Here is a 22,137-nt window from a genome sequence, read left to right as displayed (position 1 = left end):
CTGGTCTAGGCCTGCTTGCGGCGCGGTGCGCGCAGATCACGCGGCAACGCGAACGTGATGGTTTCCACCGTGGTGGTGACTTCCTCAACGTTGTCGAAGCCACGCTCCGCCAGGTGATCGAGCACCTCGCGCACGAGAATCTCCGGTACAGACGCGCCTGAGGTCACGCCGACGGTGGTGACGCCGTCAAGCCACGCATCATCAATCTGGTGCGCGTAATCCACCAAGTGAGCGTCCTGGGTGCCGTTCTGCAGAGCAACCTCAACCAGGCGCTTGGAGTTCGACGAATTCTGGGAGCCCACCACGATCATGAGGTCACAGCGCTGCGCAATCGCTTTCACCGCGACCTGACGGTTCTGGGTGGCGTAGCAAATGTCATCGCTCGGTGGGTTCTCCAGATTCGGGTACTTCTCGCGCAGGCGTTCAACGATCTCCATCGTCTCGTCCACCGACAGCGTGGTCTGGGAGAGCCACACGAGCTTCTGATCCGCCGGGAAATCGGGCGCCTTTTCCACGCCCTCAATCCCGTCAACAAGGTGCACGACATCCGGGGCCTCACCGGCGGTACCTTCGACCTCTTCGTGGCCTTCGTGGCCGACCAGGAGGATCTGGTAACCATCGCGGGCGAAACGCTTGACCTCGTTGTGGACCTTGGTTACCAGCGGGCACGACGCGTCGAGTGCCAGCAGGTTGCGGCGCACCGCCGACTCACGCACTGCCGGTGACACACCGTGGGCGGAGAAGACCACGTGGGAGCCCTCCGGCACCTCATCGGTTTCCTCCACGAAGATCACTCCGCGCTGGGACAGCGTTTCCACCACGTACTTGTTGTGGACGATTTCCTTGCGGACATAAATGGGTGCGCCGTACTTCTCCAGCGCCTTTTCTACCGTCTCCACTGCACGGTCCACACCCGCGCAGTACCCGCGGGGGGCGGCTAGAAGGACGTTCTTTCCGGTGCTTGACATGGTTCCCCAGGGTAATGGATCAGCGTGGGAAAGGTAAGCTGGCCCGCACGAGCGTCGATACAGCAGATAGAAGGGGGCGTAAGCACAGTGACGGGACAACCGCCGAAGAACTCACCGGAGACTCCGTGGTCTGTGGCCCAGGTCAACGACAGTGTCAAGAAGTGGATTGAACGCCTTGGCTGGTTGTGGATCGAGGGTCAGCTCACACAGGTGAATATGAAGCCGACGTGGAAGCTGTCCTATCTGACGTTGCGCGACACCCAGCAGGAGATGAGTCTGCAGCTCACCGCGCGCACGGATCTGCTGCGCTCCATGCCGGCGCCACTCAAGGACGGCGACCGGGTGGTCGTGTGTGGCAAGCCCGCGTTCTACGCCGGGCGGGGCACGTTTTCCATGTGGGTCACGGAGATCCGCCACGTCGGCGAGGGCGAGCTGCTGGCCAAAATTGAGCGCCTGCGCGCGCTACTCAACAGCGAGGGCTTGTTTGACCCGGCGCGCAAGCTGCCACTTCCCTATCTGCCGCGTCGGGTGGGGCTCATCACCGGACGCGGTTCGGCAGCGGAGCGCGATGTGCTGTCTGTGGCGCAGGATCGCTGGTCGGCGGTAGATTTCCGCGTGATCAATACCGCGGTGCAGGGCCCAGGCACGGTGCCGGAGGTCATTGCTGCGCTGCAGGAGTTGGATGCGGATCCCACCGTGGACGTGATCATCATTGCCCGCGGCGGCGGTTCGGTGGAGGACCTGCTGCCGTTCTCCGAGGAAGCTCTCCAGCGCGCCGTCGCTGCCGCCCGCACCCCGGTCGTGTCCGCGATCGGGCACGAGCCGGATAACCCCGTGCTGGACAACGTCGCGGATCTGCGCGCTGCCACCCCCACCGATGCAGCCAAGCGCGTTGTACCTGATGTCGCCGCAGAATTTTCGCTTATCGACGAAGCCCGTTCCCGCACCGCCTCCGCCCTCCGCGCCTGGGTCCACCGGGAACGCCAGGGACTTAAGCAAATGCGTTCGCGGCCAGTCATGGCGAATCCGTTGACACCGATTCTCATGCGCCGGGAAGAGTTGGAGCGCGCCGTGGGCGCTATCCGGCGTGATATTGCACGACTGCTTGCCCAAGAATCTGCCGAGGTGCGCTCCTTGCGCTCCCAGGTCTCCGCTCTCGGCCCGGCAGCGACGCTGGCGCGTGGCTATGCCGTGGTGCAGGTCCAACCTCGCGATGGGTCTGAACCGGAAGTGGTCACCAGCATCAGTCAAGCTCCACCGGGTTCACCCCTGCGCATCCGTGTCGGCGATGGCTCCATCACCGCCGCCGGTATGTCCACCACGCCAGCAAAATAGACATAGAGAAGGAACACACCATGACAGAGAACACCTTCGGTCAAGGCACCCCCAACGACAACGCTTTTCCCGCCCCAGAAACCCTCAGCTATGAGCAGGCGCGGGACCAGCTCATCGAAACCGTGAAGATCCTCGAACTCGGCCAAATGAGCCTCGACGAATCCCTCAAGTACTGGGAACGCGGCGAAGCCCTCGCCAAACGCTGCGAAGTCCTGCTCAACGGCGCCCAGGAGCGTGTCGAAGCTGCACTTGGCAGTCCCACAGGAGCTACCAAGGAAGAGCAAGGAGGAGCTACCGAGGAAGCGCAGGAGGCAGCCGTCCAGGAAGAAGATGCTGGGGAGTAGGCGGCGTCGATAAGCTACTTAGCTAGCGGCTCCGCAGCAGCGAACCTTTCGATAAGCTCGCGGAACTCGGGAGCTTCCGCGGCGCCGGTGACTAGGAGGCGAGCGTCGCCTAGATCCACGAACCACACATCGCGCACATCGCTGTAGTCGGAGGTGTAGATCTTCGCCTCGTGCCCAGCGACGTCCTCAGTGCTGGTGAGGGTGCGCGGTGACGCGTCGATCTTCTTGATCGCAGTGTCTTCATCGACCCCTGTCTGCGTGACCTGGAGGAAGCCCTCCTGCGGGGTGACCCACCCCATGACGGGCGCGGGGGTGCCGTTCAGCGTGGTACGGCGCGCAGAGTTATTCACCCAGCCCTCCGGCAAATCCGGGTACCGCACAGCGAAATCGACAGCGCGCGACTCCATGCCCAGGAAGGTTTGCCCATCCACCTCCTGCACCGGCCCGTTCTCCGGGCGGCCGGGGTTGAAAGAACACATCCCCGTAAAGCCGACAGCGAGCAGCATGAGGACGACAATGACCACGACATTGATCGAGATGTCACGGCTGTCTTGGAAAATGCGCGGTTTCTCTTTAGCCACGCGCTTCAGTATGTCACGGACCACCCAATAGGCCACGGACTCCCCCGATTAGGTGGGCAACCGGACATATCGGACCCTTAAAAGTGCCACAATGGGGAGGAGAATAGCTGCGTCCGCGTGGCTTTCCGCTCATAAACTCCATCAACCATGCCCCAGGAGGCAACAACAGATGTCTACAACCGCTGAAACCCCGGACCGCAACCTCGCCATGGAGCTCGTCCGCGTCACCGAGGCGGCAGCTTTGGCTTCCGGCCGGTGGGTTGGCCGTGGCAAGAAGAATGAGGGTGATGGAGCAGCTGTGGACGCCATGCGCCAAATGATCAACTCCGTGAACATGGACGGCGTCATCATCATTGGTGAAGGCGAAAAGGACGAGGCGCCAATGCTGTTCAACGGTGAGAACGTGGGTAACGGGCTCGGCCCAGCCATGGACCTAGCGGTCGACCCGGTTGACGGTACTCGCCTCATGGCAGAAGGTCGCCCGAACGCCATATCCGTCATCGCGGCTGCGGAGCGCGGCACGATGTACGACCCGACCGATGCGTTCTACATGAACAAGATCGCCGTCGGCCCGGAAGCAGCAGGCAAGATCGACATCACCGCACCCGTTGCACACAACATCCAGGTAGTGGCGAAGGCGAAGGGCATTGAGCCTCGCGACGTCACCGTGGTCGTCCTCGACCGCCCCCGCCACAACCAACTCGTCGAGGAGATCCGTGCGGCTGGCGCCAAGGTCCGTTTCATCATGGACGGCGACGTTGCTGGTGCCATCGCTGCGGCGCGCAACAACAACTCCATCGACATGGCCATGGGCATCGGTGGCACCCCGGAAGGCGTCATCACCGCCTGCGCGCTGAAGTGCATCGAGGGTGAGATCCAGGGCATGCTCGCCCCACAGTCCGACGAGGAGCGTGAGAAGGTTCTCGCCGCCGGCCACGACCTGGATCGTGTACTGGGAATCAACGACTTGGTCAGCTCCGACAACTGCTACTTCGCCGCCACCGGCGTGACCAAGGGCGACATGCTCCGCGGCGTGTCCTACCGCGCGGACGGCGCCACCACCCGTTCGTTGGTCATGCGCTCCAAGTCCGGCACTGTCCGTCACATCGAGTCCCTGCACAAGCTGTCCAAGCTGCGCGAGTACTCCGTGATTGATTACTCCGGTCCGACCGCTTAATCCGCTTTACCGCCTGACCAGTTTTCAGGCATGCCAATGGGCCCGGTTCATACCGGGTCCATGTGTGTTAGCAGGGGCTCACGTGTGTACGAGTTCGGGATATAAGGACTCCATCGCCCCGTACGGATGTCGCTTATTACTTCGCGCATACCCCGTAGGTGAGACCCAGATGGGTCTGCCTCTTCGTATTGCGACGCGTCCATGCACGTGTTTCTCCGGGTCATCGTCGTTGACCCGATTGTGGTAGCTACACAGGACGGCGAGGTTATTCATGTTCGTCTCGCCACCGTAGCGCCAGGGTTCCACGTGATGGATTTCGCAGTGATCGGCAGGCATCCGGCAGTCCGGGTGGGTGCAGATCGGCTGCGTCGCCTTCGCCAAGACGCGTTGCTTCGCGCTTGCTAATCTGCGCCCCCTGTAATGATTCACCGGGCCCTCTGTCGGATGGAATAACGCTGCTTCCAGGCCGTACTCCTCATTGCAGAGGTAGTTGTTCACAAAGTCCGCACCGGTCATGGTGGTGCCGTTGGTCAGGCCGAGGATGATGTCGTCGCCGTGGCCGCGGATGATCGTCGACAAGTGAGGAGCCGGCACCAAGATAAGCGGGCATGGCGCGGCGGCCGGAACCCCCTCCCCCGAACGCATGAGTTTCTCAAACGCCTCCGCTATCTGCGGGCCAGCGGGCAGATCTGGGTTGATGCCTGTACGCGTATACGCCTCCAGGTCCGCCATGACGTGCTCATCCCCCATGATGACCACGCCACCGATCCCATCTACCGGCGCAATAAACCGTGCGCTCTTCGTCCGGGGTTTGGTCTTCTGTGGCACGATCTTCTTCGCGTACCGTGCGAGTGCCACGCACGTCGACGCTTTGTCCACCGCCACCTGAATGAGGCGGAAACGGTAACCATCCCGCTCCCCTTTGCGCTTGACGTGACTGATGCAGCGCTCAATCTGGGCGAGCAGATCCACCGTCAGTCCTGCCTCGTGCGCGGCTGCCGTCGTCCGTTTCGATGCACCCTGCCCGAAGTACGCAGAATGCACCAACGCCAACTCCCCCACGCGGGCAGGCGACAACCCCGCCGCGAGGAACAGCGCGCGATCAAAATCGCGGAGCTCCTCCAGCGGAATCTGCGTCAAACGGGCAAGTAAGTTCATGCCAGCCACCGTAACCGCGACAAAAGCCCTGCGTAAAGGGTTTGTGAGAAGTCCCCCAGTTTCAGAAAAAATGGAACCGTATGGGGGCCTACAGCAGTCTAAATAAGGTTGGGGGTTTTATCGGGCCGAGGGTCAGCCAGGTTTTTCAAAAATCAGGAATAATGGCGAGTGTGACAGCTGGCGCAATCGCGCCGGGAAACGTTCTAACCGCAAAGGATGACAATGGCTGATCAGGAATACCGCATTGAACACGACACCATGGGTGAAGTGAAGGTCCCCGTCAACGCGCTGTGGCGTGCACAGACCCAGCGCGCGGTGGAGAACTTCCCCATCTCCGGCCGTGGGCTCGAAGCACAGCAGATCCGCGCACTTGGCTTGCTCAAGGCAGCGTGTGCCCAGGTGAACAAGGACTTGGGCAAGCTGGACGCCACCAAGGCTGACGCGATCATCGCCGCTGCGAAGGAAATCGCCGATGGCAAGCACAACGCCGAATTTCCTATCGACGTTTTCCAGACCGGCTCGGGCACATCCTCCAACATGAACACCAATGAGGTCATCGCGTCCATCGCGAAGGCTAACGGTGTTGAGGTTCACCCGAACGACGATGTGAACATGGGCCAGTCCTCCAACGACACCTTCCCTACTGCTACCCACGTGGCAGCAACGGAAGCTGCAGCGAACGACCTCATCCCTGCGCTGAAGGTGCTGCAGGAGTCCCTGGCTAAGAAGGCTGATGAGTGGCACGAGGTGGTCAAGTCCGGCCGCACTCACCTCATGGACGCAACCCCGGTCACCCTGGGCCAGGAGTTCTCCGGTTACGCCCGTCAGATCGAGCTAGGTATTGAGCGTGTGGAGGCAACCCTGCGCCGCTTGGGCGAGCTCGCGATCGGTGGTACCGCTGTGGGCACCGGCATCAACACCCCGGCTGAGTTCGGCGGCAAGGTGACCGAGGAGCTGGTGAAGCTCACCGGCGTGACGCAGCTGTCCGAGGCCAAGAACCACTTCGAGGCACAGGCTAACCGCGACGGCCTCGTTGAGTTCTCCGGTGCGATGCGCACCGTTGCCGTCTCCCTGTACAAGATCGCCAACGACATCCGCCTCATGGGTTCCGGCCCACTCGCTGGCCTGGCAGAGATTCACCTGCCGGACCTGCAGCCGGGTTCCTCCATCATGCCGGGCAAGGTCAACCCGGTTCTGTGTGAAACAGCAACGCAGGTCTCCGCACAGGTCATTGGCAATGACGCGGCTGTGGCATTCGGTGGTACCCAGGGCCAGTTCGAGCTCAACGTGTTCATCCCGATGATGGCGCGCAACGTCCTCGAGTCCTCCCGTCTGCTGGCGAACACGGCACGCCAGTTTGCGACCAGGCTTGTCGACGGGATCGAGCCCAACATCGAGCGCATGCGCACCCTGGCTGAGTCCTCCCCGTCCATCGTGACCCCGCTGAACTCTGCGATTGGTTACGAGAACGCAGCGAAGATTGCTAAGCACGCAGTCGCCGAGGGCATCACCATCCGCCAGGCCACGATCGACCTTGGCTTCGTTGACGGTGAGAAGCTCACCGAGGAGGAGCTGGATAAGCGCCTCGACGTGCTGGCAATGGCACACACTGAGCGCAACTAAGCGCACCTCAACCAGACCCTGGCAGGCACGCCCTGTCAGGGTCTGTGTTTTTCTCAAGCAGCCCGCACGCTACCCCTTTGCCAAACTTTGCACTGGGTGTAAAGTTCCAGGGCATGGGCTGGGAAGAAAAGCGGCGGGAGACGCGGCGGAGGATTACGGAGAGTGCGGCGGGGCTCGTCGAAAAGCATGGCTTCGATGATGTGACCGTCGAGGACATCTGCGCCGATGCCGGCATTTCGCGGCGGACCTTTTTTAATTACATGAAGTCCAAGGATGAGGCCGTACTCGGGCCCGCGCCGCTGACCGTGTGCGAGGACGGGCTGCGCACAATCGCGGAGACGCAGGCGGACAACCTCGTTGACCTGATCCTCAGTGCGAGCAGTGTGTCGGACGGAGTGATGGCGAGGCAGGATGCGTTCGCGCGACGTCGCGCGATGTTCGCTGAGAATCCCACGCTGGCGACGCTGGCGTTGGCGCGGCGGCGTACGGTGCTCACCGCTATCGGGGAGGCACTCGCCGAACACTTCGCGCGCTTCCCCGCGGATCGGCGACGCCCTGAGATTCCCGTCGAGGCCGAGATCCAGGCCATCATTGAGCTGGTTCAGGCCGCGGTGAGCATCACCGCTTTCCAACCTGGTTTTTTCGATCCAGGACTCGACTTGCGCGACAACGTCCGCAACGCCGCCACCTTCATCACTGACTACGCAAGGACACTCGAATGGTAGACACACAAAAACCCAACGTTGGTCTGGTGTTCGCCGCGCTGCTCATCACCATGCTGATGAGTTCGCTTGGGCAGATGATTTTTGCCTCCGCCTTGCCGACGATCGTGGGCGAACTCGGCGGCGTCGAACACATGAGCTGGGTGATTTCCGCGTTCATGGTCACCATGACCATCGCGATGCCGATCTACGGCAAGCTTGGCGACGGACTTGGCCGCAAATGGTTCTACATCGCCGGCATCGCCTTCTTCATCGTCGGCTCAACGCTGGGTGGCTTTGCTAACTCGATGACCATGCTCATCATCGGACGCGCGGTGCAGGGCTTTGGTGCGGGCGGCATGATGATCAATTCGCAGGCGATCATCGCTGAGGTCGTCCCGGCACGCCAGCGCGGCAAATACATGGGTGTCATGGGCGCCGTCTTTGGTATTTCCTCGGTGTTGGGGCCAGTGCTCGGTGGCTGGTTCACGGACGGACCGGGCTGGCGCTGGGGTTTGTGGATGAACATCCCGCTGGGGCTGCTCGCCATGACGGTGGCCACGCTGGTGCTGCACTTGTCCAAGGGCAGTCGGGAAGGGTTCCGCTTCGATTGGGTGGGCGCTGCACTGCTCACTGTGGCGACCTCCACCCTTATCCTGGCCACAACGTGGGGCGGGCTGCAGTACCCGTGGACCTCCGCAACCATTCTGGGGCTGCTGGCTACGTCGGCGGTGGCGGCGGCAATCTTCGTGGCGGTGGAGCTGCGCGCCGGCAACCCGCTCGTGCCCATGCACCTGTTCCACAACCGCAACATGACGCTCACGACCGCAGCCGGTGTCGTGCTCGGCGTATCCATGGTCAGCGCCATGGCGTACCTGCCCACCTACCTGCAGATGGTGCACGCTCTCAGCCCCACCGAGGCTGGTTTCATGATGATCCCCATGGTCGGCGGCATGATCCTCACCTCCACCGGTTCCGGCGCACTCATTTCACGCCGCGGGAGCTACAAGAAGTTCCCCATCATCGGCCTGTGCATCGTGGCGGTGGGCTGCTACCTTCTCTCCCGACTCACCGTGGACACCAGCTTGGGCACGCTCGGTGCGTTCATCTTCGTCTACGGCTTCGGCTTGGGCCTTGTCATGCAGGTGCTCATCCTCATCGTGCAGAACTCGTTCCCGTTGGCGGTTGTAGGAACGGCGACTGCCGCGAACAACTTCTTCCGCCAGATCGGCATGTCCGTGGGTGCGTCGGTTGTAGGCTCGATGTTCATTCACAACATGCAGAACAACATGGCGGAGCGGCTTCCCGCCGCTTTCGCGGCGATGGGACCCGACGGTGCGCAGTATGCCACGGCGTTCCAGGAGGGCGCGGCCGCGTCCTTGACGCCGGGCTCCGTTCATAAACTGCCGGAGCCACTACGTGAGGTCATCGCGAGCAGCTACAACGACGGCTTGACCCCTATCTTCCTCCTGCTCATCCCACTGGTTCTCGCAGCGGCGGCCGTGCTGCTGCCCGTGCGGGAGGACAAGCTGAAAGAAACGGTGGACTAGCGCCTTAGCTGTCAGCCTCGGGCTTCTCGCCGGGCTTGGGCAGCAGCAGTTCGTAAATATCGGTATCGCGCCAGGTGCCGGCCATCTCGCCGTAGGTCATCTTGGCCATCTGGTGGTAGGTGCCCACTTTGACGAAGCCACGGGAGATGTGCAGCCCAGCCGAGCCCTCATTCTCCGGGAAGATCCAGGAGTGGATGGACCATTTGTTCAGGCCCTTGCAGGTCTCAATGAGCTTGTCCAGCAGCGCGCCCGACACACCACGTCCGCGGGCTTCCTCACGGGTATAGATCGAGTCTTCGACCACGCCGTGAAAAACGCTTCTCGACGACGCCTGCGCCGCCGCTACCCACCCCAACACATAATCATCATCGTCTTTCTCCGTGGCGACAAAGACCGTCTCAATGATCTTGTTCGTAGAGAACTTTGCCCAGGTCGGGCCCTCGGTTTCATAGGACGCGTGGCCTGTACCCAAGCCTGCCTCGTAGATCTCGCGGACCTGCGGGTAGTCTTCGGGCCGGATGGGGCGAATGGTGAAATCGCGTTCAGACATGGCGCCTATCGTACAACCAGAAAAGAGCCCAACCTGAAATTGGCTAGTGTTCCTGATCTTCGAGGAGGTCAGTGACCAGTTCTGCGATCGCGGAACGCTCCGACCGGGTCAGGGTGATGTGGGCGAACAGATCCTCTCCCTTCAGCTTCTCGATGACCGCCTGGACCCCGTCGTGCCGCCCCACGCGCAAGTTGTCGCGCTGGGCAACATCGTGTGTGAGAACAACACGCGAACCGCGGCCCAGACGGGACAGGACGGTCAGGAGCACGTTGCGTTCGAGGGATTGGGCTTCGTCGACGATCACGAAAGCGTCGTGAAGCGAGCGGCCCCTAATGTGCGTGAGCGGCAAGACTTCGAGCAGATCGCGCGCGGCGATTTCCTCCATGACGTTGTCGGAGACCACACCTTCGAGCGTGTCGTAGACCGCCTGGGACCACGGGTTCATCTTCTCCATCTCATCTCCCGGCAGGTAGCCCAGGTTCTGGCCACCGACGGCGTAGAGCGGACGAAAAACGATGATGCGCTTGTGCTCCCCGCGCTCCAGGACGGACTCGAGGCCCGCGCACAGCGCCAACGCGGACTTGCCGGTGCCGGCGCGGCCGCCGATGGAGACGATTCCCACGGAGGCGTCGAGAAGCAGATCGAGCGCAACCCTCTGCTCAGCGGAGCGACCGGACAACCCGAAGGCGTCGATGTCGCCATGGACGAGGCGCAACCCACCGCTGGGCGCGACGCGTGCCAGCGCCGACTGCGTGCCGGCCTGCACCCGCACGCCACAGTGCACCGGAAGATCCCCGGTATCCACGGCGGCGAAACCGGTGGCGTAGAGCTCGTCGATCTCTTCCCCGGAGACCTCCAGCTCAGCCATGCCCGTGTACCCGGTAAGCACCACGTCCTGGGCGCGGTATTCCTGCGCGGGCAAACCCACGGCGCCGGCTTTGACGCGCAGCGGCACATCCTTGGTCACCAGAACGGTGTCCTTGCCTTCCTGCAGGAAGTTGTAGGCGCACGCGAGAATCCGGTTGTCATTCTCGGTCCCCCGCAGCGCCGCCGGCAGATTCTCCTGCGACTGGTGGTTCAGCTCCACGCGCAGCGTGCCGCCATCCACGTTCACCGGCATTGGCTGATCCAGGCGGTCATAGTCGGCGCGCAGGTCCTCCAAAAAACGAAGAGCTTGGCGGGCGTACCAGCCAAGCTCTGGGTGATGGCGTTTGTTCTCCAGCTCCGTGATGACCACGAGCGGCAACACAACGCTGTGCTCTGCGAACTTCCGCAGTGCCCACGGGTCGGACAACAGGACCGATGTGTCCACCACGTAGGTTTTCAGCGCCGTCGGCGGCGTGAGTTGTTCAAAGGTGTCTAGTTGCGTAACAGGAGGGTTCAACATGTAGCTCCCCTAGTGCGGTTGGCATGAGCCGTCACCGGTCTCCTCGGTGCCCGGCACCCGTCACACTAAGGCAGCCAGGTGGAAATTACATCGCTGTAAGATGAATTTCCGGTTACGAGCCCCTCCGCGCCTAGCTCACACGCTCCACAAAAGACCCATTTTCTTGAACCCACTCGATGGTGCCGTGTTGGAATTCTTGGGTCCAGCCGGTGCCGTCTTCAAGCTTCTTCTCTGCCCCCGTGGGCACACCGATCTCCGCGTCGAGGCCACCGTGCTCCTTCCACACGCGCGCAATCTCTCCGACAAGGGCAACCGGGCCCGTCTCGGGGTTGTACACAATGTTCTGGCCACCGTCGTAAGAGATGAGCGTGGTGCCGTCCTGGCGGGATTCCACCGTGACGGGCTCACCCCAATCACGCAGCCCCAGCGTTTCAGTGGCGTTCGCTGCCTTGGCCGGGACGAGAACCTTCGTGCCGTCCTGGGTGGTCAGCTCAACCGTGTCGTTGCTTGCCTCAGCGGTGCTGGTCGTTGTCTCCGCCGTCGTGGGTTCCTCTGCCTGGTTCTCCTCGTTCGAGCAGGCGACCATACTAAAAGTCAGCGCAAGCGCAGTAGCAGCAATCGTGTAGTTCCTCATTGCCTCTCCTCTTTCATTCAACGTTTTCATTATGCAAAAGCTTATCGACGCCTCCCCCGCCTCCCCACCGCTCCCCTGCCGCGCTGCTGCGAGCTTTTCTTTTGTTGCACAGTCTTCTTCACGCTCTTCTTCGTATTCCTCTTCGCGTCCCGCGAAGTAGCCCGCGACGAGTTCCGCGTCCGCCCCTTAGCCACGCCGACGAAGTCCTGGATGGCATCGCTATCGGCGCTGATCTTCCACACCAAACCGATTTCTGTTTGTTCCATACCCTCCGGTTGGGAGGTGAGGGCCACAACCGCGACCTGCTTTTTCGACAGGACTTTCAGCAAAGGGGCTGGCGCATACGCGATGCCGACGTTGGCGGCGACGACTTGGAGGGCGGAGCGGAGATCGTCGATAAGCGAATCTGGCTTGTACGTGAAGTTGATGATCTCCCCGGCGAACTCGCGTGGCGCGAGCTTCTCCCCCATCTCCGCGAAGACGGAGTCTTTGGGCACGGCCACGCCGGGTGCCTCGCTGTAGAGGCCCACGCGATGGTAGGTCTCCCCCGGCTCCCCGATGCGGTCATCGAGGCGCATGAGCGCGAGGTCTGCCTCACCGGTCTCGACGAGCGCAAACGGGTCATCCGACGGCAGTTCCTCCAACCCGTGGTCTGTGGTCTCGCGGTAGCGCGCGAACCATTTCCCTGGCTCCGTACCGGTGACAAAAGCAATGCGCAGCATGCCTCGATGCTACCGTTTGGGCATGAGCGAAACTCCGTCAACCACCCCGTCCAGCACTGCGATGAAGCCGGCGACCGCCGCGAAGAAACTGGGCATCTACCTGCCCGCCACCCCGCCTGAATTCCAGGCTGGCGGCATCACGCACGCCAAGTTGCGTGACCTGCAAGACAATCCGCCGCAGTGGCTGACCGATCTACGCCTCAACGGCCCCCACCCGCGACCAGAAGTTGCGCGCAAGCTGGGCATCTCCATCACCGCGTTGAAGAACAACGACATGGACAAGCCCCTGACCAGCGCTGAGATCAAGGAGCTGCTGAGCAACCAGCCCGCATGGTTGTCAGAGGCGCGCCGCATTCACGCTGAATCGCGTGGCAGCGCGCCTGCTGACGACTAGCCCCCCGTGTTTTAACGCCTTAGCGTGGCGCCGGCACGCCCGGAATCAGGCCGGCGAACCATGCGCCGACCGCACCCAGGACAGCCAGCAGCGCCAGAACAACACCGACGCCGATGAAGGTCTGGAGGTTCAAGCCTGCGCCCTTAGTGAAGTCGTAGACCTTGCTTTCTGCCTTGTTCGGCTCGACCGGCTTGTCACCCTCCTTGGCAAAGAACGGCGCGAGGTTTACGGAATCGAGGCTCGTACCCTTCTTGTAATTCAGCAGCGAGTCCTCACCCCCTTGCTCCAGAACGACCTTGGTGCTGGTGTTGCTCTCCTGCCCCTCAGGCTTCAGCGGACGGCGCAGATCGAAGGAAGCCAGAACAGCCTGGGACACAGACTCGTCATGCTGCTCTTCGTCAGGAAGCGCACCCTTCAGCTTGTAATCGGCGATGATAGAGCCCTTTGTGCCTTCCAACTGGATCTTGAAGTTGGAATAAGCCACGTCCATCCCCCAAGTACGGCCCGCACCCAAACCCTCATGCGCAAGGAACTCAATTTTGCCAAAGAGAGCTAGTTCGCCATTGCCATTTGCATCGATGTGGGACTTCTCCGCATCAATCGGGAAGTTGAAGTTTGTCGCCTTGCCAGCTTCTTCCTTGGCGCTCACACCTTCGGAGAGGGTGATCTTCCCCTTGGCGGACCCCTGGACGTACCGAAGGAAGGAAGCCTTAATCGGCCAGGACACGGTGCCGGACTTCACGTCGCCAGCCTTAAGCAGGCCCTCCTGAGGCGCGTCCTGGACAGGGGCCGCCGCGTTGGTCGGCGTTTCCTGGGCAACAGCGTGCGGGGCAACAAACACGCCGGCGGTCACGGCAGCGGCGGTGCCGGCTGCCAGGAGAGTACGGGTGAAAAAGGCACGAGACATGAGAGTTCCAATCAATCGAAAGGTGTCAGACTTATTGCTGGCGGTGAGCCTATCACAAAGCCCAGCTCAAACACCTCATTTCACATAACTAGACAGAGTGGTGTACTTTTACTGAACCAAGCGGTTTAACCGCGTTTTGTTCACGAGAGAAAGTTCACTGTCATGTCATTCTTTTCATCCCGAAAGTCCAGCGCCCCACGCAAGCGCATTGTCGCCGGCGCAGCGGCACTTCTTGCAGCTGTCTCTCTTACTGCTTGCTCTGTCGATGCGGGCAGCAGCGACAGCGCCAACGGCGCGGAACCCTCCGCTGACTTCCGCAACGTCGCCGCAATTCAGGAGTCCGGCTCCGTGAAGATCGGCGTGTTCTCCGACAAGTCCCCGTTCGGCTACGTGGATTCCAACGGTGAGTACGCGGGCTACGACATCGAATACGGCAACCGTCTGGGCGAGGATCTGGGCGTCGATGTCGAATACGTGCCCGTGGAGGCCGCTTCCCGCGTGGAGTTCTTGGACACCAACAAGGTCGACATCATCCTGGCCAACTTCACGGTGACCCCAGAGCGTGCAGAGAAGGTGGATTACGCCAACCCGTACATGAAGGTGTCGCTGGGCGCGGTCACGCCGGACAACGCGCCGATTGATAGCGTTGAGGGGCTTGAGGGGAAGAACGTGATCGTGGTCAAGGGCACGACCGCGGAGGCCTACCTGGAGAAGAACCACCCGGAGATCAAGCTGACCAAGTTTGAGCAGTACACGGAAGCGACAAATGCGCTTCTCGACGGTCGCGGCGACGCCTGGGTCACCGACAACACCGAGGCTCTAGCGTGGGCTGCACAGACGGAGGGCTTTTCCGCGACGATCCCGACGTTGGGCGACACCGACACCATTGCCGGCGCCGTAGCCAAGGGCAACGACGACCTGCGTGAGTGGCTGAACAACAACCTGGTCGAGCTGGGCAAGGAGAACTTCTTCCACAACGCCTACGAGAAAACCCTGAAGCCGGTCTACGGCGATGCGGTCTCTGCTGACGACTTGGTCGTTGAGGGCGGACAGCTCTAACTCATGGATCTTTCGGTCATCACCGAGAACATCCCGGTTTATGCCTCGGCGGCAGTCCTCACAGTGAGGGTTGCCGCCAAAGGCATTCTGCTGGCATTTATCGTCGGCGCACTGGTGGCCGGGGTGCGGTTTTTCAAGGTTCCCGTACTCAGCCAGATCGCACGGGTATACATCGAACTGTCCCGCAACACTCCCCTGCTGGTGCAGTTGTTTTTCTTGTACTTCGGCCTGCCCAAGGTGGGCATTGTGCTGGAGAGTGAAACCTGCGCCGTGGTGGGCTTGGCTTTCCTGGGTGGCTCGTACATGGCGGAGGCGATCCGCGCCGGACTTGAGGGCGTTGCCCCAATTCAGTTGCAGTCCAGTTTGAGCCTGGGCATGTCGCGCACACAGGCGCTCCGGCACGTGGTTGCGCCACAGGCAACCGCATTAGCCTTGCCCGCGATGACTGCGAACATCATCTTCCTGATCAAGGAGACCTCGGTGGTCAGCATCGTCGCGTTGCCGGACCTGGTCTACACCGCGAAGGAGCAGATCGGCCAGACCTACGAAACGCGCGAGGCTCTGCTGCTTTTGGTCACGTTCTATTTGATCATCCTGCTGCCGGTATCACTGATTGCAGGTCAGGTGGAGAAGAAGGTGCGTGCGAATGTTTTCTGATCTCCACGTCCTCGCCGATGGCAATAACTTCCAACGCCTCCTCAACGGCCTCGGCGTATCCATTCAAATCGCACTGGCGTCAATGGGGTTGTCGATCGTGTTGGGGACGGTGTTGGGGGTGGTGATGACGTCGAAAAGCAAAATCGTGCGCGCCATCACCCAGACCTACCTGCAGTTTGTGCGCATCATGCCGCAGTTGGTGTTGCTGTTTCTCGTGTACTTCGACGCCACGCGCGCGTGGGGGTTGAACCTGGATGCGCGTGCTGCGGCGGTGATTGTGTTCACAGTGTGGGGCACGGCTGAACTGGGTGATCTGGTGCGCGGAGCCATCGAATCCGTGCCGCAACACCAATACCTTTCCGCGACGGCCCTGGGTATTGAGGGACGCGCGCTGTACCGTCACGTCGTGCTGCCACAGGCGCTCCGTGGCCTGCTCCCCGCGACGATCAATCTGACCAACCGCATGATCATGACCACGTCCCTCGTCGCGCTGATTGGCGTGGTGGAGGTACTCAAAGTCGCGCAACAGATCATCGACGCCAACCGTTTTGAATACCCCTCCGCTGCCCTGTGGATCTACGGCGTGGTGTTCCTGCTGTATTTTCTCGTGTGTTTTCCTATCTCGCTCGCCGCGCGCAAGCTGGAAGAAAGGTGGAACTAGATGTCACTAATCTCGCTCGAGCATGTTTCAAAGACCTACCCCAACGGGCACAAAGCGCTTGTCGACGTCTCCGTGGCCGTCGCCCCCGGCGAAGTCCTCGCCATCATCGGCCCCTCCGGCTGCGGCAAGTCCACGCTTTTGCGCACGGTCAACGGGCTGGAGCCGGTGGATTCCGGCCAGATCCTGGTCAACGGACGCGATGTCGCATCCAAGGCGACCAAGCTCAGGGACGTCCGTTCCGACGTGGGCATGGTGTTTCAGTCATACGACTTGTTCCCACACCTGACGGTGATGGACAACCTGCTGCTCGCCCCGAAGGTGGTCAAGGGCGCGGATCTCACAGAAGCTCGGGAACGCGCGATGGCGCTGCTCGAACGCGTGGGTCTCGCCGAAAAGGCCGACGCCCGCCCGCGCGAGCTCTCCGGTGGGCAGAAGCAGCGCGTCGCCATCGTGCGTGCACTGATGATGCAGCCGAAGGCATTGCTTCTTGATGAAATCACTGCCTCCCTCGACCCCGAAATCGTCCGCGAAGTCCTCGACGTGGTCGTCGGCCTCGCCCGGGACGGCATGACCATGATTGTGGTCACCCACGAGATGGCGTTCGCCCGCGCTGTTGCGGACCGAGTCGCCTTCATGGACGCGGGCCGCATCGTAGAAATCGCGCCACCAGAGGAGTTCTTCGCCGCGCCGACATCACAGCGTGCACAACGCTTCCTGGACCAGTTGGTGTTCTAGGGACAGTTTCCCCTAGAGCAGCTTCCACTCCTCGAGCCCCGGGTACAGCGGGTACTGTTCTGCCAGCTTGGTTACGCGAGCACGCAGGGAGTCAACGTCAGCGTTCTTGCCCTGTGAGAGAGCGGTGCCAATGATGTCAGCTGTCTCCGTGAACGCAGCCTGGTCAAAGCCGCGGGTAGCCAGTGCGGAGGTACCGATGCGCAGGCCGGAGGTGACCATCGGCGGGCGCGGGTCATTCGGCACGGCGTTGCGGTTGACGGTGATGCCCACGGCGTGGAGGAGATCTTCTGCCTGCTGGCCGTCGAGCTCAGAGTTGCGCAGGTCAGCCAGGACAAGGTGCACGTCGGTTCCGCCGGTGAGCACGTCAACGCCCACTTCCTTGCAGTCCGCGGAGGTGAGGCGCTCAGCGAGGATACGGGCACCTTCGAGGGTGCGCTCCTGGCGGTCCTTGAATTCCGGGGTGCCGGCGATCTTCAGCGCGGTTGCCTTCGCAGCCACGACATGCATGAGCGGGCCACCCTGCTGGCCGGGGAACACAGCGGAGTTCAGGGCCTTGCCGTACTCTTCCTTCGCCAGGATCATGCCGGAGCGCGGGCCACCAAGCGTCTTGTGGATGGTGGTGGACACCACGTCAGAATACGGCACCGGCGACGGGTGCAGGCCGGCGGCAACAAGGCCAGCGAAGTGGGCCATGTCGGTCCACAGGTAGGCCCCCACTTCGTCTGCAATCGCACGGAACGCGGCGAAATCAACGGTGCGCGGGTACGCGGACCAGCCGGCGATGATCACCTGCGGGCGGTGCTCGAGAGCGAGCTCGCGGACCTTGTCCATGTCAATGAGCATGGTGTCCGGGTCAACCTCGTACGCCACGACGTTGTACAGGCGGCCGGAGAAGTTGATCTTCATGCCGTGAGTCAGGTGACCACCGTGTGCCAGGGAGAGACCCATGATGGTGTCACCCGGCTTGATCAGCGCGTGGAGCACAGCAGCGTTGGCCTGCGCACCGGAGTGCGGCTGAACGTTGGCGTACTCAGCACCAAACAGTGCCTTGGCGCGGTCACGGGCGATGTCCTCAATGACGTCAACGTTCTCGCAGCCACCGTAGTAGCGGCGACCCGGGTAGCCCTCGGCGTACTTGTTGGTCAGCACGGAGCCCTGTGCCTGCAGCACGGCGCGGGGAACAAAGTTCTCCGAGGCGATCATCTCGAGGGTGTTGCGCTGGCGGGCCACCTCCCCGAGGATCTGCTCGTACACGTCGGGGTCGAGCTGGGAGAGCTCTTGGTAGCGGAGGTCATCCGTCATGGGGCTGCACCTGTTCCTTTCGCATTGCACGGTTTCGTGCCCACCATTGTGCCCCACCGCGCGCTGGGGCGTTCAATCTACTGCCAGAAAATCCCAGAAAGTCACCTCGCCGGACCCAATCGGGTGGCCAACGCCTGACAGTGCAACAATGGTGCCCATGCCGCGACCAGCTGATCCCAGCCCCTACTTGGACTTCCCACGTGACGCGTGGCGTGAGCGTCGCGCCAAGATGCCACAGGTGCTTAGTGAAGCCGATTTGGAGGAACTCCGCGGTATCGGCGAAATCATTGACCTGAAAGAGGTCGCTGATATTTATCTGCCGTTGTCGCGTCTCATCCATTTGCAGATTCGCGCGCGCCAGAAGCTGACGGCAGTGACGGAGACATTCTTGGGTGAGAACCCAGGCCATGTGCCGTTTGTTATCGGGATCGCCGGTTCAGTCGCTGTGGGCAAGTCCACGACGGCGCGTGTGCTCCAGGTGCTCCTGCAGCGCTGGGAATCACACCCGCGCGTGGACCTTGTCACCACCGACGGGTTTTTGCTCTCATCGGATGAGCTCAAGAGCCGCAATTTGATGAACCGGAAGGGTTTTCCGGAGTCTTACCATCGCCGCGATCTGTTGCGCTTTGTCACGGAAGTCAAGGCTGGGCGCCGGAATGTCAAGGCACCGGTGTATTCGCATGATGCGTATGACGTGATCGAGGGTGAGTACCAGATCGTCGATCAGCCAGACATTCTCATTCTGGAGGGGCTCAACGTTTTGCAGACTGGCCCCACGCTCATGGTGAGTGATCTTTTTGATTTCTCCGTCTACGTGGATGCGCGCACCGAGGATATTGAGCGGTGGTACATCGACCGCTTCATCAAGCTCAAAAACACGGCGTTCCGCGAGCCGGGTGCGCACTTTGCGCGTTTCGCGGAGCTCACGGATGAGCAGGCTGCAGCGGAGGCCCGCGCTATTTGGCAGACGATTAACCTGCCCAACCTCGTGGAGAATATTTTGCCCACCCGTGTGCGCGCCTCGCTGGTTCTCAAAAAATCAGCTGATCACTCAGTGCAGCGCGTGCGCATGCGCAAGATGTAGCTTGCTTATCGACGCCCCTACTTCCCAAACCTCCTCGACCTCTGCGAGTAATCCCGGAGCGCGCGAAGGAAGTCGATTTTGCGGAACGCCGGCCAATAGGTGTCCGTGAACCAAATCTCCGAGTAGGCGGATTGCCAGAGCAGGAACCCTGACAACCGCTGCTCCCCCGAGGTGCGGATGACCAGGTCCGGGTCAGGCTGGCCGGAGGTGTAGAGGTGCTCGGAGAGGGACTCGACCGAGACCTCGTCGATTAGCTCTTCGAGCGTGACCCCTTCTTCTGCTTTGGCGCGAATGAAATTCTGCACGGCATCCACGATTTCTTGGCGGCCACCATAGCCAACGGCAATGTTGACCACGATGCCGTCTTTGTTTTCTGTTGCTGCTGCCGCCGCCTGCATGCGCGCGGAGACTTTGTCCGGCAGCAGTTCCAGGTGACCGACGAGGCGGATGCGGGCCTCAAAATCGTCGCTAGACAATTCGTCCACAACACCCGAGATGATGTCGTAGAGCAGCTGCACTTCCTCTTCGGTGCGGGAGAGATTCTCCGTGGACAGAAGGTAGATGGTCACCACATCCACGTTCATTTCCGCAGACCAGCTGACTAGTTCCCCGATTTTCTTGGCACCCACCCGGTGCCCGTGAGCAATATCCGTGAACCCGGCTTCGCGCGCCCAACGTCGATTGCCATCTGCCATGACAGCAATATGCTTCGGGCGAGTTACACCCGCCAACTCATGCTTCAAACGCCGTTCGTACAACGGGTAGAGGAGTCGGTCAAACATAGCCACGGCCCCTACTGTACTCCGGCGCAGGACAGAGATTTAGAAGAAGCGCTGCTTCCTGCGGTCGAGCACGCCTTGTTCGGCCATGGCGCGGTCAATCGCCTCACGGTCGAACACATCGAGGCCATTCGCCTCAGCAAATGCGCGGCGACGGTTAAAACGGGTGTAGCGGCGGTAGAACGCCCACCCGATAGACAGCACCACCACTGCCAAGGCAACAACGATGAGGGCGCCGATGGGTTCAGCCTTGCCAAACTCGGGGCCAATCGGAGCATCCTTATTCATCTGCTGTGCCCAGTAAAACAGGTTGGTTGCGGTATCCAGGGTCATATACACCACTCTCTCACTTTTCCACGCCGGTGAACAGATCAGTCTCCGGCAGACTGACGCGCACGCGGGTTTGAGCTAACTCAAATTCTTCTGTCGGCCACAGCTTCGCCTGCACCTCTGGCGGGGAGACCAAGAAGGGACCATCCGGGTCAATCTGCGTGGCATGAGCACGCAGGGCAGCGGAACGGTGCGGGAAGAAATCACCGCATTCCACCTGCGTGGTCACCCGCTGCATGATGTCCGAATTATTCTCCTCAAACCGCTTCAGCATCGGCTCATAAGGGCTGTCTTTGCCCTGTCCAAACAAGTGATCATGGAGCAGACGCATGCGCTGCGGAACAAACCCGTGGGTGTAGTACAGCTTCTGCGGGATCCACGGCTCACCGGCCTCTGGCGCATAGTCTGGGTTGCCGGCTTCCTCCCACGCGATCATGGAGACGTTGTGCACCATGATGTGGTCGGGGTGCGGGTAGCCACCGTTTTCGTCGTAAGTAATGATCACGTGGGGCTTGAACTCACGGATCACCGCCACCACACGCTTAGCCACTTCCTGGGGGTCCTCCAGCGCGAAGCACCCCTCCGACAGCGGCGGCAGCGGGTCACCTTCGGGCAGACCGGAATCGACGTAGCCCAGCCACTCATGCTCCACCCCCAGCACGCGCGCAGCCTCCGCCATTTCTTCCTTACGGATCTCCGTGATCCGTTCCATCACCCCTGGGCGATCCATACCCGGGTTGAGGATGTCCCCGCGCTCTCCCCCAGTGCAGGTGAGCACTTTGACGCGGTTACCTTCGTGCGCGTACCGCGCCATCGCCGCTGCGCCTTTCGACGCCTCATCATCCGGATGCGCATGGATGGCCAGTAAGCGATAGCCCGTCACGTGGTACTCCACCTCTTGTTGGAAATGGTTAAGGGATAATGTTGACTGGCAGACAATAGTAGTAAAGGAGCACGATGAGCACCGCATCGAACCCAACCCCCAGCACCACCTCACGTCCGGCGGCACGCTACGGCGAGAAGCCTCAACCCCAAACGAGTGGTGTGGCGGGCAAGGTTGTGGCCATCATCAGCATCATCCTCGTTACCCTCATCGTGGTCATGCTTGGCCGCTACGTGATGCAGCGCCAAGAGCAGCCCATTTCTGCCACCCTCATCTCCCACGAACGGGTCGATGACACCACCTCCCGTGTCTGGTTCGACGTGGAGCGCAAGGAAGACACCATGGCGGAACCTTCCTACTGCATCATCACCTCCCTGAACTACGACATGGCCGAAATTGGCCGCCGCGAAATTGTCATCCCCGCTGGCGGGGAGCGCATCCAGCGCATGCACGTAGACATCCCTGTCAATGACCTTCCCGTCAACGGCGGTGTCTACGGTTGCGCCTCCACTCTGCCGCCGTACCTCGACCCGGCTGCGGAGCATCCGGAGGCGCGATGAGGTGGGGCGGGGATCGCAGAAAAGCACGGGCCCTAGCTGTGCTAATATGCCCTAAC

At 61.4% G+C, this 22,137-nt stretch carries 25 protein-coding genes; 13 read left to right on the top strand and 12 right to left on the bottom strand.

The genetic code is table 11. The annotated features are described in order from the left end of the window. Positions 1-5: 5 nt before the first annotated feature. Positions 6-968 carry a 4-hydroxy-3-methylbut-2-enyl diphosphate reductase gene (locus QP968_RS05590; protein ID WP_284855419.1) on the bottom strand — a complete coding sequence of 321 codons (963 nt, stop codon included), beginning with the start codon at positions 966-968 and terminating at the stop codon, positions 6-8. Positions 969-1,055: 87 nt separating this feature from the next. Here QP968_RS05590 and xseA point away from each other — a divergent pair, with 87 nt between their 5' ends. Together xseA and QP968_RS05580 are read left to right on the top strand one after the other, a co-directional pair. Then, positions 1,056-2,303, top strand: coding sequence for an exodeoxyribonuclease VII large subunit (xseA, locus tag QP968_RS05585; protein ID WP_284855418.1), 1,248 nt, complete (start codon positions 1,056-1,058; stop codon positions 2,301-2,303). Between the two features lie 20 nt (positions 2,304-2,323). Continuing rightward, positions 2,324-2,647 carry an exodeoxyribonuclease VII small subunit gene (locus tag QP968_RS05580; RefSeq protein WP_284855417.1) on the top strand — a complete coding sequence of 108 codons (324 nt, stop codon included), beginning with the start codon at positions 2,324-2,326 and terminating at the stop codon, positions 2,645-2,647. A gap of 14 nt (positions 2,648-2,661) precedes the next feature. Here the strand turns inward: QP968_RS05580 and QP968_RS05575 are convergent, their stop codons facing one another. Next, positions 2,662-3,228, bottom strand: a complete 567-nt coding sequence (locus QP968_RS05575; RefSeq protein ID WP_284855416.1) for a DUF4245 domain-containing protein — start codon at positions 3,226-3,228, stop codon at positions 2,662-2,664. A gap of 169 nt (positions 3,229-3,397) precedes the next feature. Here QP968_RS05575 and glpX point away from each other — a divergent pair, with 169 nt between their 5' ends. Further along, on the top strand, positions 3,398-4,405 hold the full coding sequence (glpX, locus tag QP968_RS05570) for a class II fructose-bisphosphatase (RefSeq protein ID WP_284855415.1): 1,008 nt from the start codon (positions 3,398-3,400) through the stop codon (positions 4,403-4,405). A gap of 78 nt (positions 4,406-4,483) precedes the next feature. Here glpX and QP968_RS05565 read toward each other — a convergent pair whose 3' ends face one another. Then, a complete protein-coding gene (locus QP968_RS05565; protein ID WP_284855414.1) occupies positions 4,484-5,563 on the bottom strand; it encodes an HNH endonuclease signature motif containing protein in 1,080 nt (359 codons plus the stop codon). Between the two features lie 222 nt (positions 5,564-5,785). Here QP968_RS05565 and QP968_RS05560 point away from each other — a divergent pair, with 222 nt between their 5' ends. The 3 genes from QP968_RS05560 (at position 5,786) to QP968_RS05550 (ending at position 9,437) form a co-directional block, all read left to right on the top strand. Beyond that, a complete protein-coding gene (locus QP968_RS05560) occupies positions 5,786-7,186 on the top strand; it encodes a class II fumarate hydratase (RefSeq protein ID WP_284855413.1) in 1,401 nt (466 codons plus the stop codon). A gap of 113 nt (positions 7,187-7,299) precedes the next feature. Continuing rightward, positions 7,300-7,911, top strand: a complete 612-nt coding sequence (locus QP968_RS05555) for a TetR/AcrR family transcriptional regulator (RefSeq protein WP_284855412.1) — start codon at positions 7,300-7,302, stop codon at positions 7,909-7,911. After that, complete coding sequence (locus tag QP968_RS05550; protein WP_284855411.1) at positions 7,905-9,437, top strand: MDR family MFS transporter; 1,533 nt, start codon at positions 7,905-7,907, stop codon at positions 9,435-9,437. Before QP968_RS05555 ends, QP968_RS05550 begins: the two co-directional genes overlap by 7 nt. Positions 9,438-9,441: 4 nt before the next feature. On the opposite strand, the gene QP968_RS05545 is transcribed toward QP968_RS05550, so the two are convergent. From QP968_RS05545 to QP968_RS05530, 4 genes are all read right to left on the bottom strand, one after another. Further along, a complete protein-coding gene (locus QP968_RS05545) occupies positions 9,442-9,987 on the bottom strand; it encodes a GNAT family N-acetyltransferase (RefSeq protein WP_284855410.1) in 546 nt (181 codons plus the stop codon). 43 nt (positions 9,988-10,030) lie between these two features. Beyond that, a complete protein-coding gene (gene phoH2, locus QP968_RS05540; protein WP_284855409.1) occupies positions 10,031-11,374 on the bottom strand; it encodes an RNA 5'-3' helicase PhoH2 in 1,344 nt (447 codons plus the stop codon). Between the two features lie 130 nt (positions 11,375-11,504). After that, positions 11,505-12,008 (bottom strand): LGFP repeat-containing protein, encoded by a 504-nt coding sequence (locus QP968_RS05535; protein ID WP_284855408.1) that lies wholly within the window; start codon positions 12,006-12,008, stop codon positions 11,505-11,507. Positions 12,009-12,049: 41 nt separating this feature from the next. Further along, on the bottom strand, positions 12,050-12,730 hold the full coding sequence (locus QP968_RS05530) for a type 2 periplasmic-binding domain-containing protein (protein ID WP_284855407.1): 681 nt from the start codon (positions 12,728-12,730) through the stop codon (positions 12,050-12,052). Between the two features lie 22 nt (positions 12,731-12,752). Here QP968_RS05530 and QP968_RS05525 point away from each other — a divergent pair, with 22 nt between their 5' ends. Continuing rightward, entirely contained in the window at positions 12,753-13,124 is a 372-nt protein-coding gene (locus QP968_RS05525) for a DUF5997 family protein (RefSeq protein WP_284855406.1), read from the top strand. A 19-nt stretch (positions 13,125-13,143) separates the two neighbouring features. Here QP968_RS05525 and QP968_RS05520 read toward each other — a convergent pair whose 3' ends face one another. Continuing rightward, complete coding sequence (locus tag QP968_RS05520; RefSeq protein WP_284855405.1) at positions 13,144-14,031, bottom strand: HtaA domain-containing protein; 888 nt, start codon at positions 14,029-14,031, stop codon at positions 13,144-13,146. A gap of 162 nt (positions 14,032-14,193) precedes the next feature. Between QP968_RS05520 and QP968_RS05515 the strand changes: the two genes are divergently transcribed. From QP968_RS05515 to QP968_RS05500, 4 genes are read left to right on the top strand one after another with little or no spacing between them, the layout of a single operon-like run. Next, a complete protein-coding gene (locus tag QP968_RS05515; protein WP_284855404.1) occupies positions 14,194-15,090 on the top strand; it encodes a transporter substrate-binding domain-containing protein in 897 nt (298 codons plus the stop codon). A gap of 3 nt (positions 15,091-15,093) precedes the next feature. Continuing rightward, entirely contained in the window at positions 15,094-15,747 is a 654-nt protein-coding gene (locus QP968_RS05510; protein ID WP_284855403.1) for an amino acid ABC transporter permease, read from the top strand. Next, positions 15,737-16,408: an amino acid ABC transporter permease gene (locus QP968_RS05505; RefSeq protein WP_284855402.1), complete on the top strand. Its 672-nt coding sequence runs from the start codon at positions 15,737-15,739 to the stop codon at positions 16,406-16,408. Before QP968_RS05510 ends, QP968_RS05505 begins: the two co-directional genes overlap by 11 nt. Then, on the top strand, positions 16,409-17,143 hold the full coding sequence (locus QP968_RS05500) for an amino acid ABC transporter ATP-binding protein (RefSeq protein WP_284855401.1): 735 nt from the start codon (positions 16,409-16,411) through the stop codon (positions 17,141-17,143). A gap of 12 nt (positions 17,144-17,155) precedes the next feature. Here the strand turns inward: QP968_RS05500 and glyA are convergent, their stop codons facing one another. Further along, on the bottom strand, positions 17,156-18,445 hold the full coding sequence (glyA, locus tag QP968_RS05495; protein ID WP_284855400.1) for a serine hydroxymethyltransferase: 1,290 nt from the start codon (positions 18,443-18,445) through the stop codon (positions 17,156-17,158). Between the two features lie 157 nt (positions 18,446-18,602). On the opposite strand from glyA, the gene coaA reads away from it, so the two are divergent. After that, positions 18,603-19,529, top strand: a complete 927-nt coding sequence (gene coaA, locus QP968_RS05490; RefSeq protein WP_284855399.1) for a type I pantothenate kinase — start codon at positions 18,603-18,605, stop codon at positions 19,527-19,529. A gap of 17 nt (positions 19,530-19,546) precedes the next feature. Here coaA and QP968_RS05485 read toward each other — a convergent pair whose 3' ends face one another. From QP968_RS05485 to mca, 3 genes are read right to left on the bottom strand one after another with little or no spacing between them, the layout of a single operon-like run. Next, positions 19,547-20,317, bottom strand: coding sequence for an isoprenyl transferase (locus QP968_RS05485; protein WP_502870009.1), 771 nt, complete (start codon positions 20,315-20,317; stop codon positions 19,547-19,549). 33 nt (positions 20,318-20,350) lie between these two features. Continuing rightward, on the bottom strand, positions 20,351-20,641 hold the full coding sequence (locus QP968_RS05480; RefSeq protein ID WP_284855398.1) for a hypothetical protein: 291 nt from the start codon (positions 20,639-20,641) through the stop codon (positions 20,351-20,353). 13 nt (positions 20,642-20,654) lie between these two features. Then, positions 20,655-21,521 carry a mycothiol conjugate amidase Mca gene (gene mca / locus QP968_RS05475; protein ID WP_284855397.1) on the bottom strand — a complete coding sequence of 289 codons (867 nt, stop codon included), beginning with the start codon at positions 21,519-21,521 and terminating at the stop codon, positions 20,655-20,657. A gap of 74 nt (positions 21,522-21,595) precedes the next feature. Between mca and QP968_RS05470 the strand changes: the two genes are divergently transcribed. Then, positions 21,596-22,081 carry a DUF4307 domain-containing protein gene (locus tag QP968_RS05470; RefSeq protein ID WP_284855396.1) on the top strand — a complete coding sequence of 162 codons (486 nt, stop codon included), beginning with the start codon at positions 21,596-21,598 and terminating at the stop codon, positions 22,079-22,081. Positions 22,082-22,137 lie beyond the last annotated feature (56 nt).

The sequence above is a fragment of the Corynebacterium sp. MSK041 genome, assembly GCF_030232265.1.
In the GTDB taxonomy this organism is placed as follows: domain Bacteria; phylum Actinomycetota; class Actinomycetes; order Mycobacteriales; family Mycobacteriaceae; genus Corynebacterium.
This window is presented reverse-complemented; position numbering and strand designations above follow the sequence as displayed.

Coding starts and splice junctions, on each gene's coding strand:
- QP968_RS05590 (WP_284855419.1), bottom strand. CDS start 968: ATGTCAAGCACCGGAAAGAACGTCCTTCTAGCCGCCCCCCGCGGGTAC.
- QP968_RS05580 (WP_284855417.1), top strand. CDS start 2,324: ATGACAGAGAACACCTTCGGTCAAGGCACCCCCAACGACAACGCTTTT.
- glpX (WP_284855415.1), top strand. CDS start 3,398: ATGTCTACAACCGCTGAAACCCCGGACCGCAACCTCGCCATGGAGCTC.
- QP968_RS05565 (WP_284855414.1), bottom strand. CDS start 5,563: ATGAACTTACTTGCCCGTTTGACGCAGATTCCGCTGGAGGAGCTCCGC.
- QP968_RS05560 (WP_284855413.1), top strand. CDS start 5,786: ATGGCTGATCAGGAATACCGCATTGAACACGACACCATGGGTGAAGTG.
- QP968_RS05555 (WP_284855412.1), top strand. CDS start 7,300: ATGGGCTGGGAAGAAAAGCGGCGGGAGACGCGGCGGAGGATTACGGAG.
- QP968_RS05550 (WP_284855411.1), top strand. CDS start 7,905: ATGGTAGACACACAAAAACCCAACGTTGGTCTGGTGTTCGCCGCGCTG.
- QP968_RS05545 (WP_284855410.1), bottom strand. CDS start 9,987: ATGTCTGAACGCGATTTCACCATTCGCCCCATCCGGCCCGAAGACTAC.
- phoH2 (WP_284855409.1), bottom strand. CDS start 11,374: ATGTTGAACCCTCCTGTTACGCAACTAGACACCTTTGAACAACTCACG.
- QP968_RS05535 (WP_284855408.1), bottom strand. CDS start 12,008: ATGAGGAACTACACGATTGCTGCTACTGCGCTTGCGCTGACTTTTAGT.
- QP968_RS05530 (WP_284855407.1), bottom strand. CDS start 12,730: ATGCTGCGCATTGCTTTTGTCACCGGTACGGAGCCAGGGAAATGGTTC.
- QP968_RS05525 (WP_284855406.1), top strand. CDS start 12,753: ATGAGCGAAACTCCGTCAACCACCCCGTCCAGCACTGCGATGAAGCCG.
- QP968_RS05520 (WP_284855405.1), bottom strand. CDS start 14,031: ATGTCTCGTGCCTTTTTCACCCGTACTCTCCTGGCAGCCGGCACCGCC.
- QP968_RS05515 (WP_284855404.1), top strand. CDS start 14,194: ATGTCATTCTTTTCATCCCGAAAGTCCAGCGCCCCACGCAAGCGCATT.
- QP968_RS05510 (WP_284855403.1), top strand. CDS start 15,094: ATGGATCTTTCGGTCATCACCGAGAACATCCCGGTTTATGCCTCGGCG.
- QP968_RS05505 (WP_284855402.1), top strand. CDS start 15,737: ATGTTTTCTGATCTCCACGTCCTCGCCGATGGCAATAACTTCCAACGC.
- QP968_RS05500 (WP_284855401.1), top strand. CDS start 16,409: ATGTCACTAATCTCGCTCGAGCATGTTTCAAAGACCTACCCCAACGGG.
- glyA (WP_284855400.1), bottom strand. CDS start 18,445: ATGACGGATGACCTCCGCTACCAAGAGCTCTCCCAGCTCGACCCCGAC.
- coaA (WP_284855399.1), top strand. CDS start 18,603: ATGCCGCGACCAGCTGATCCCAGCCCCTACTTGGACTTCCCACGTGAC.
- QP968_RS05480 (WP_284855398.1), bottom strand. CDS start 20,641: ATGACCCTGGATACCGCAACCAACCTGTTTTACTGGGCACAGCAGATG.
- QP968_RS05470 (WP_284855396.1), top strand. CDS start 21,596: ATGAGCACCGCATCGAACCCAACCCCCAGCACCACCTCACGTCCGGCG.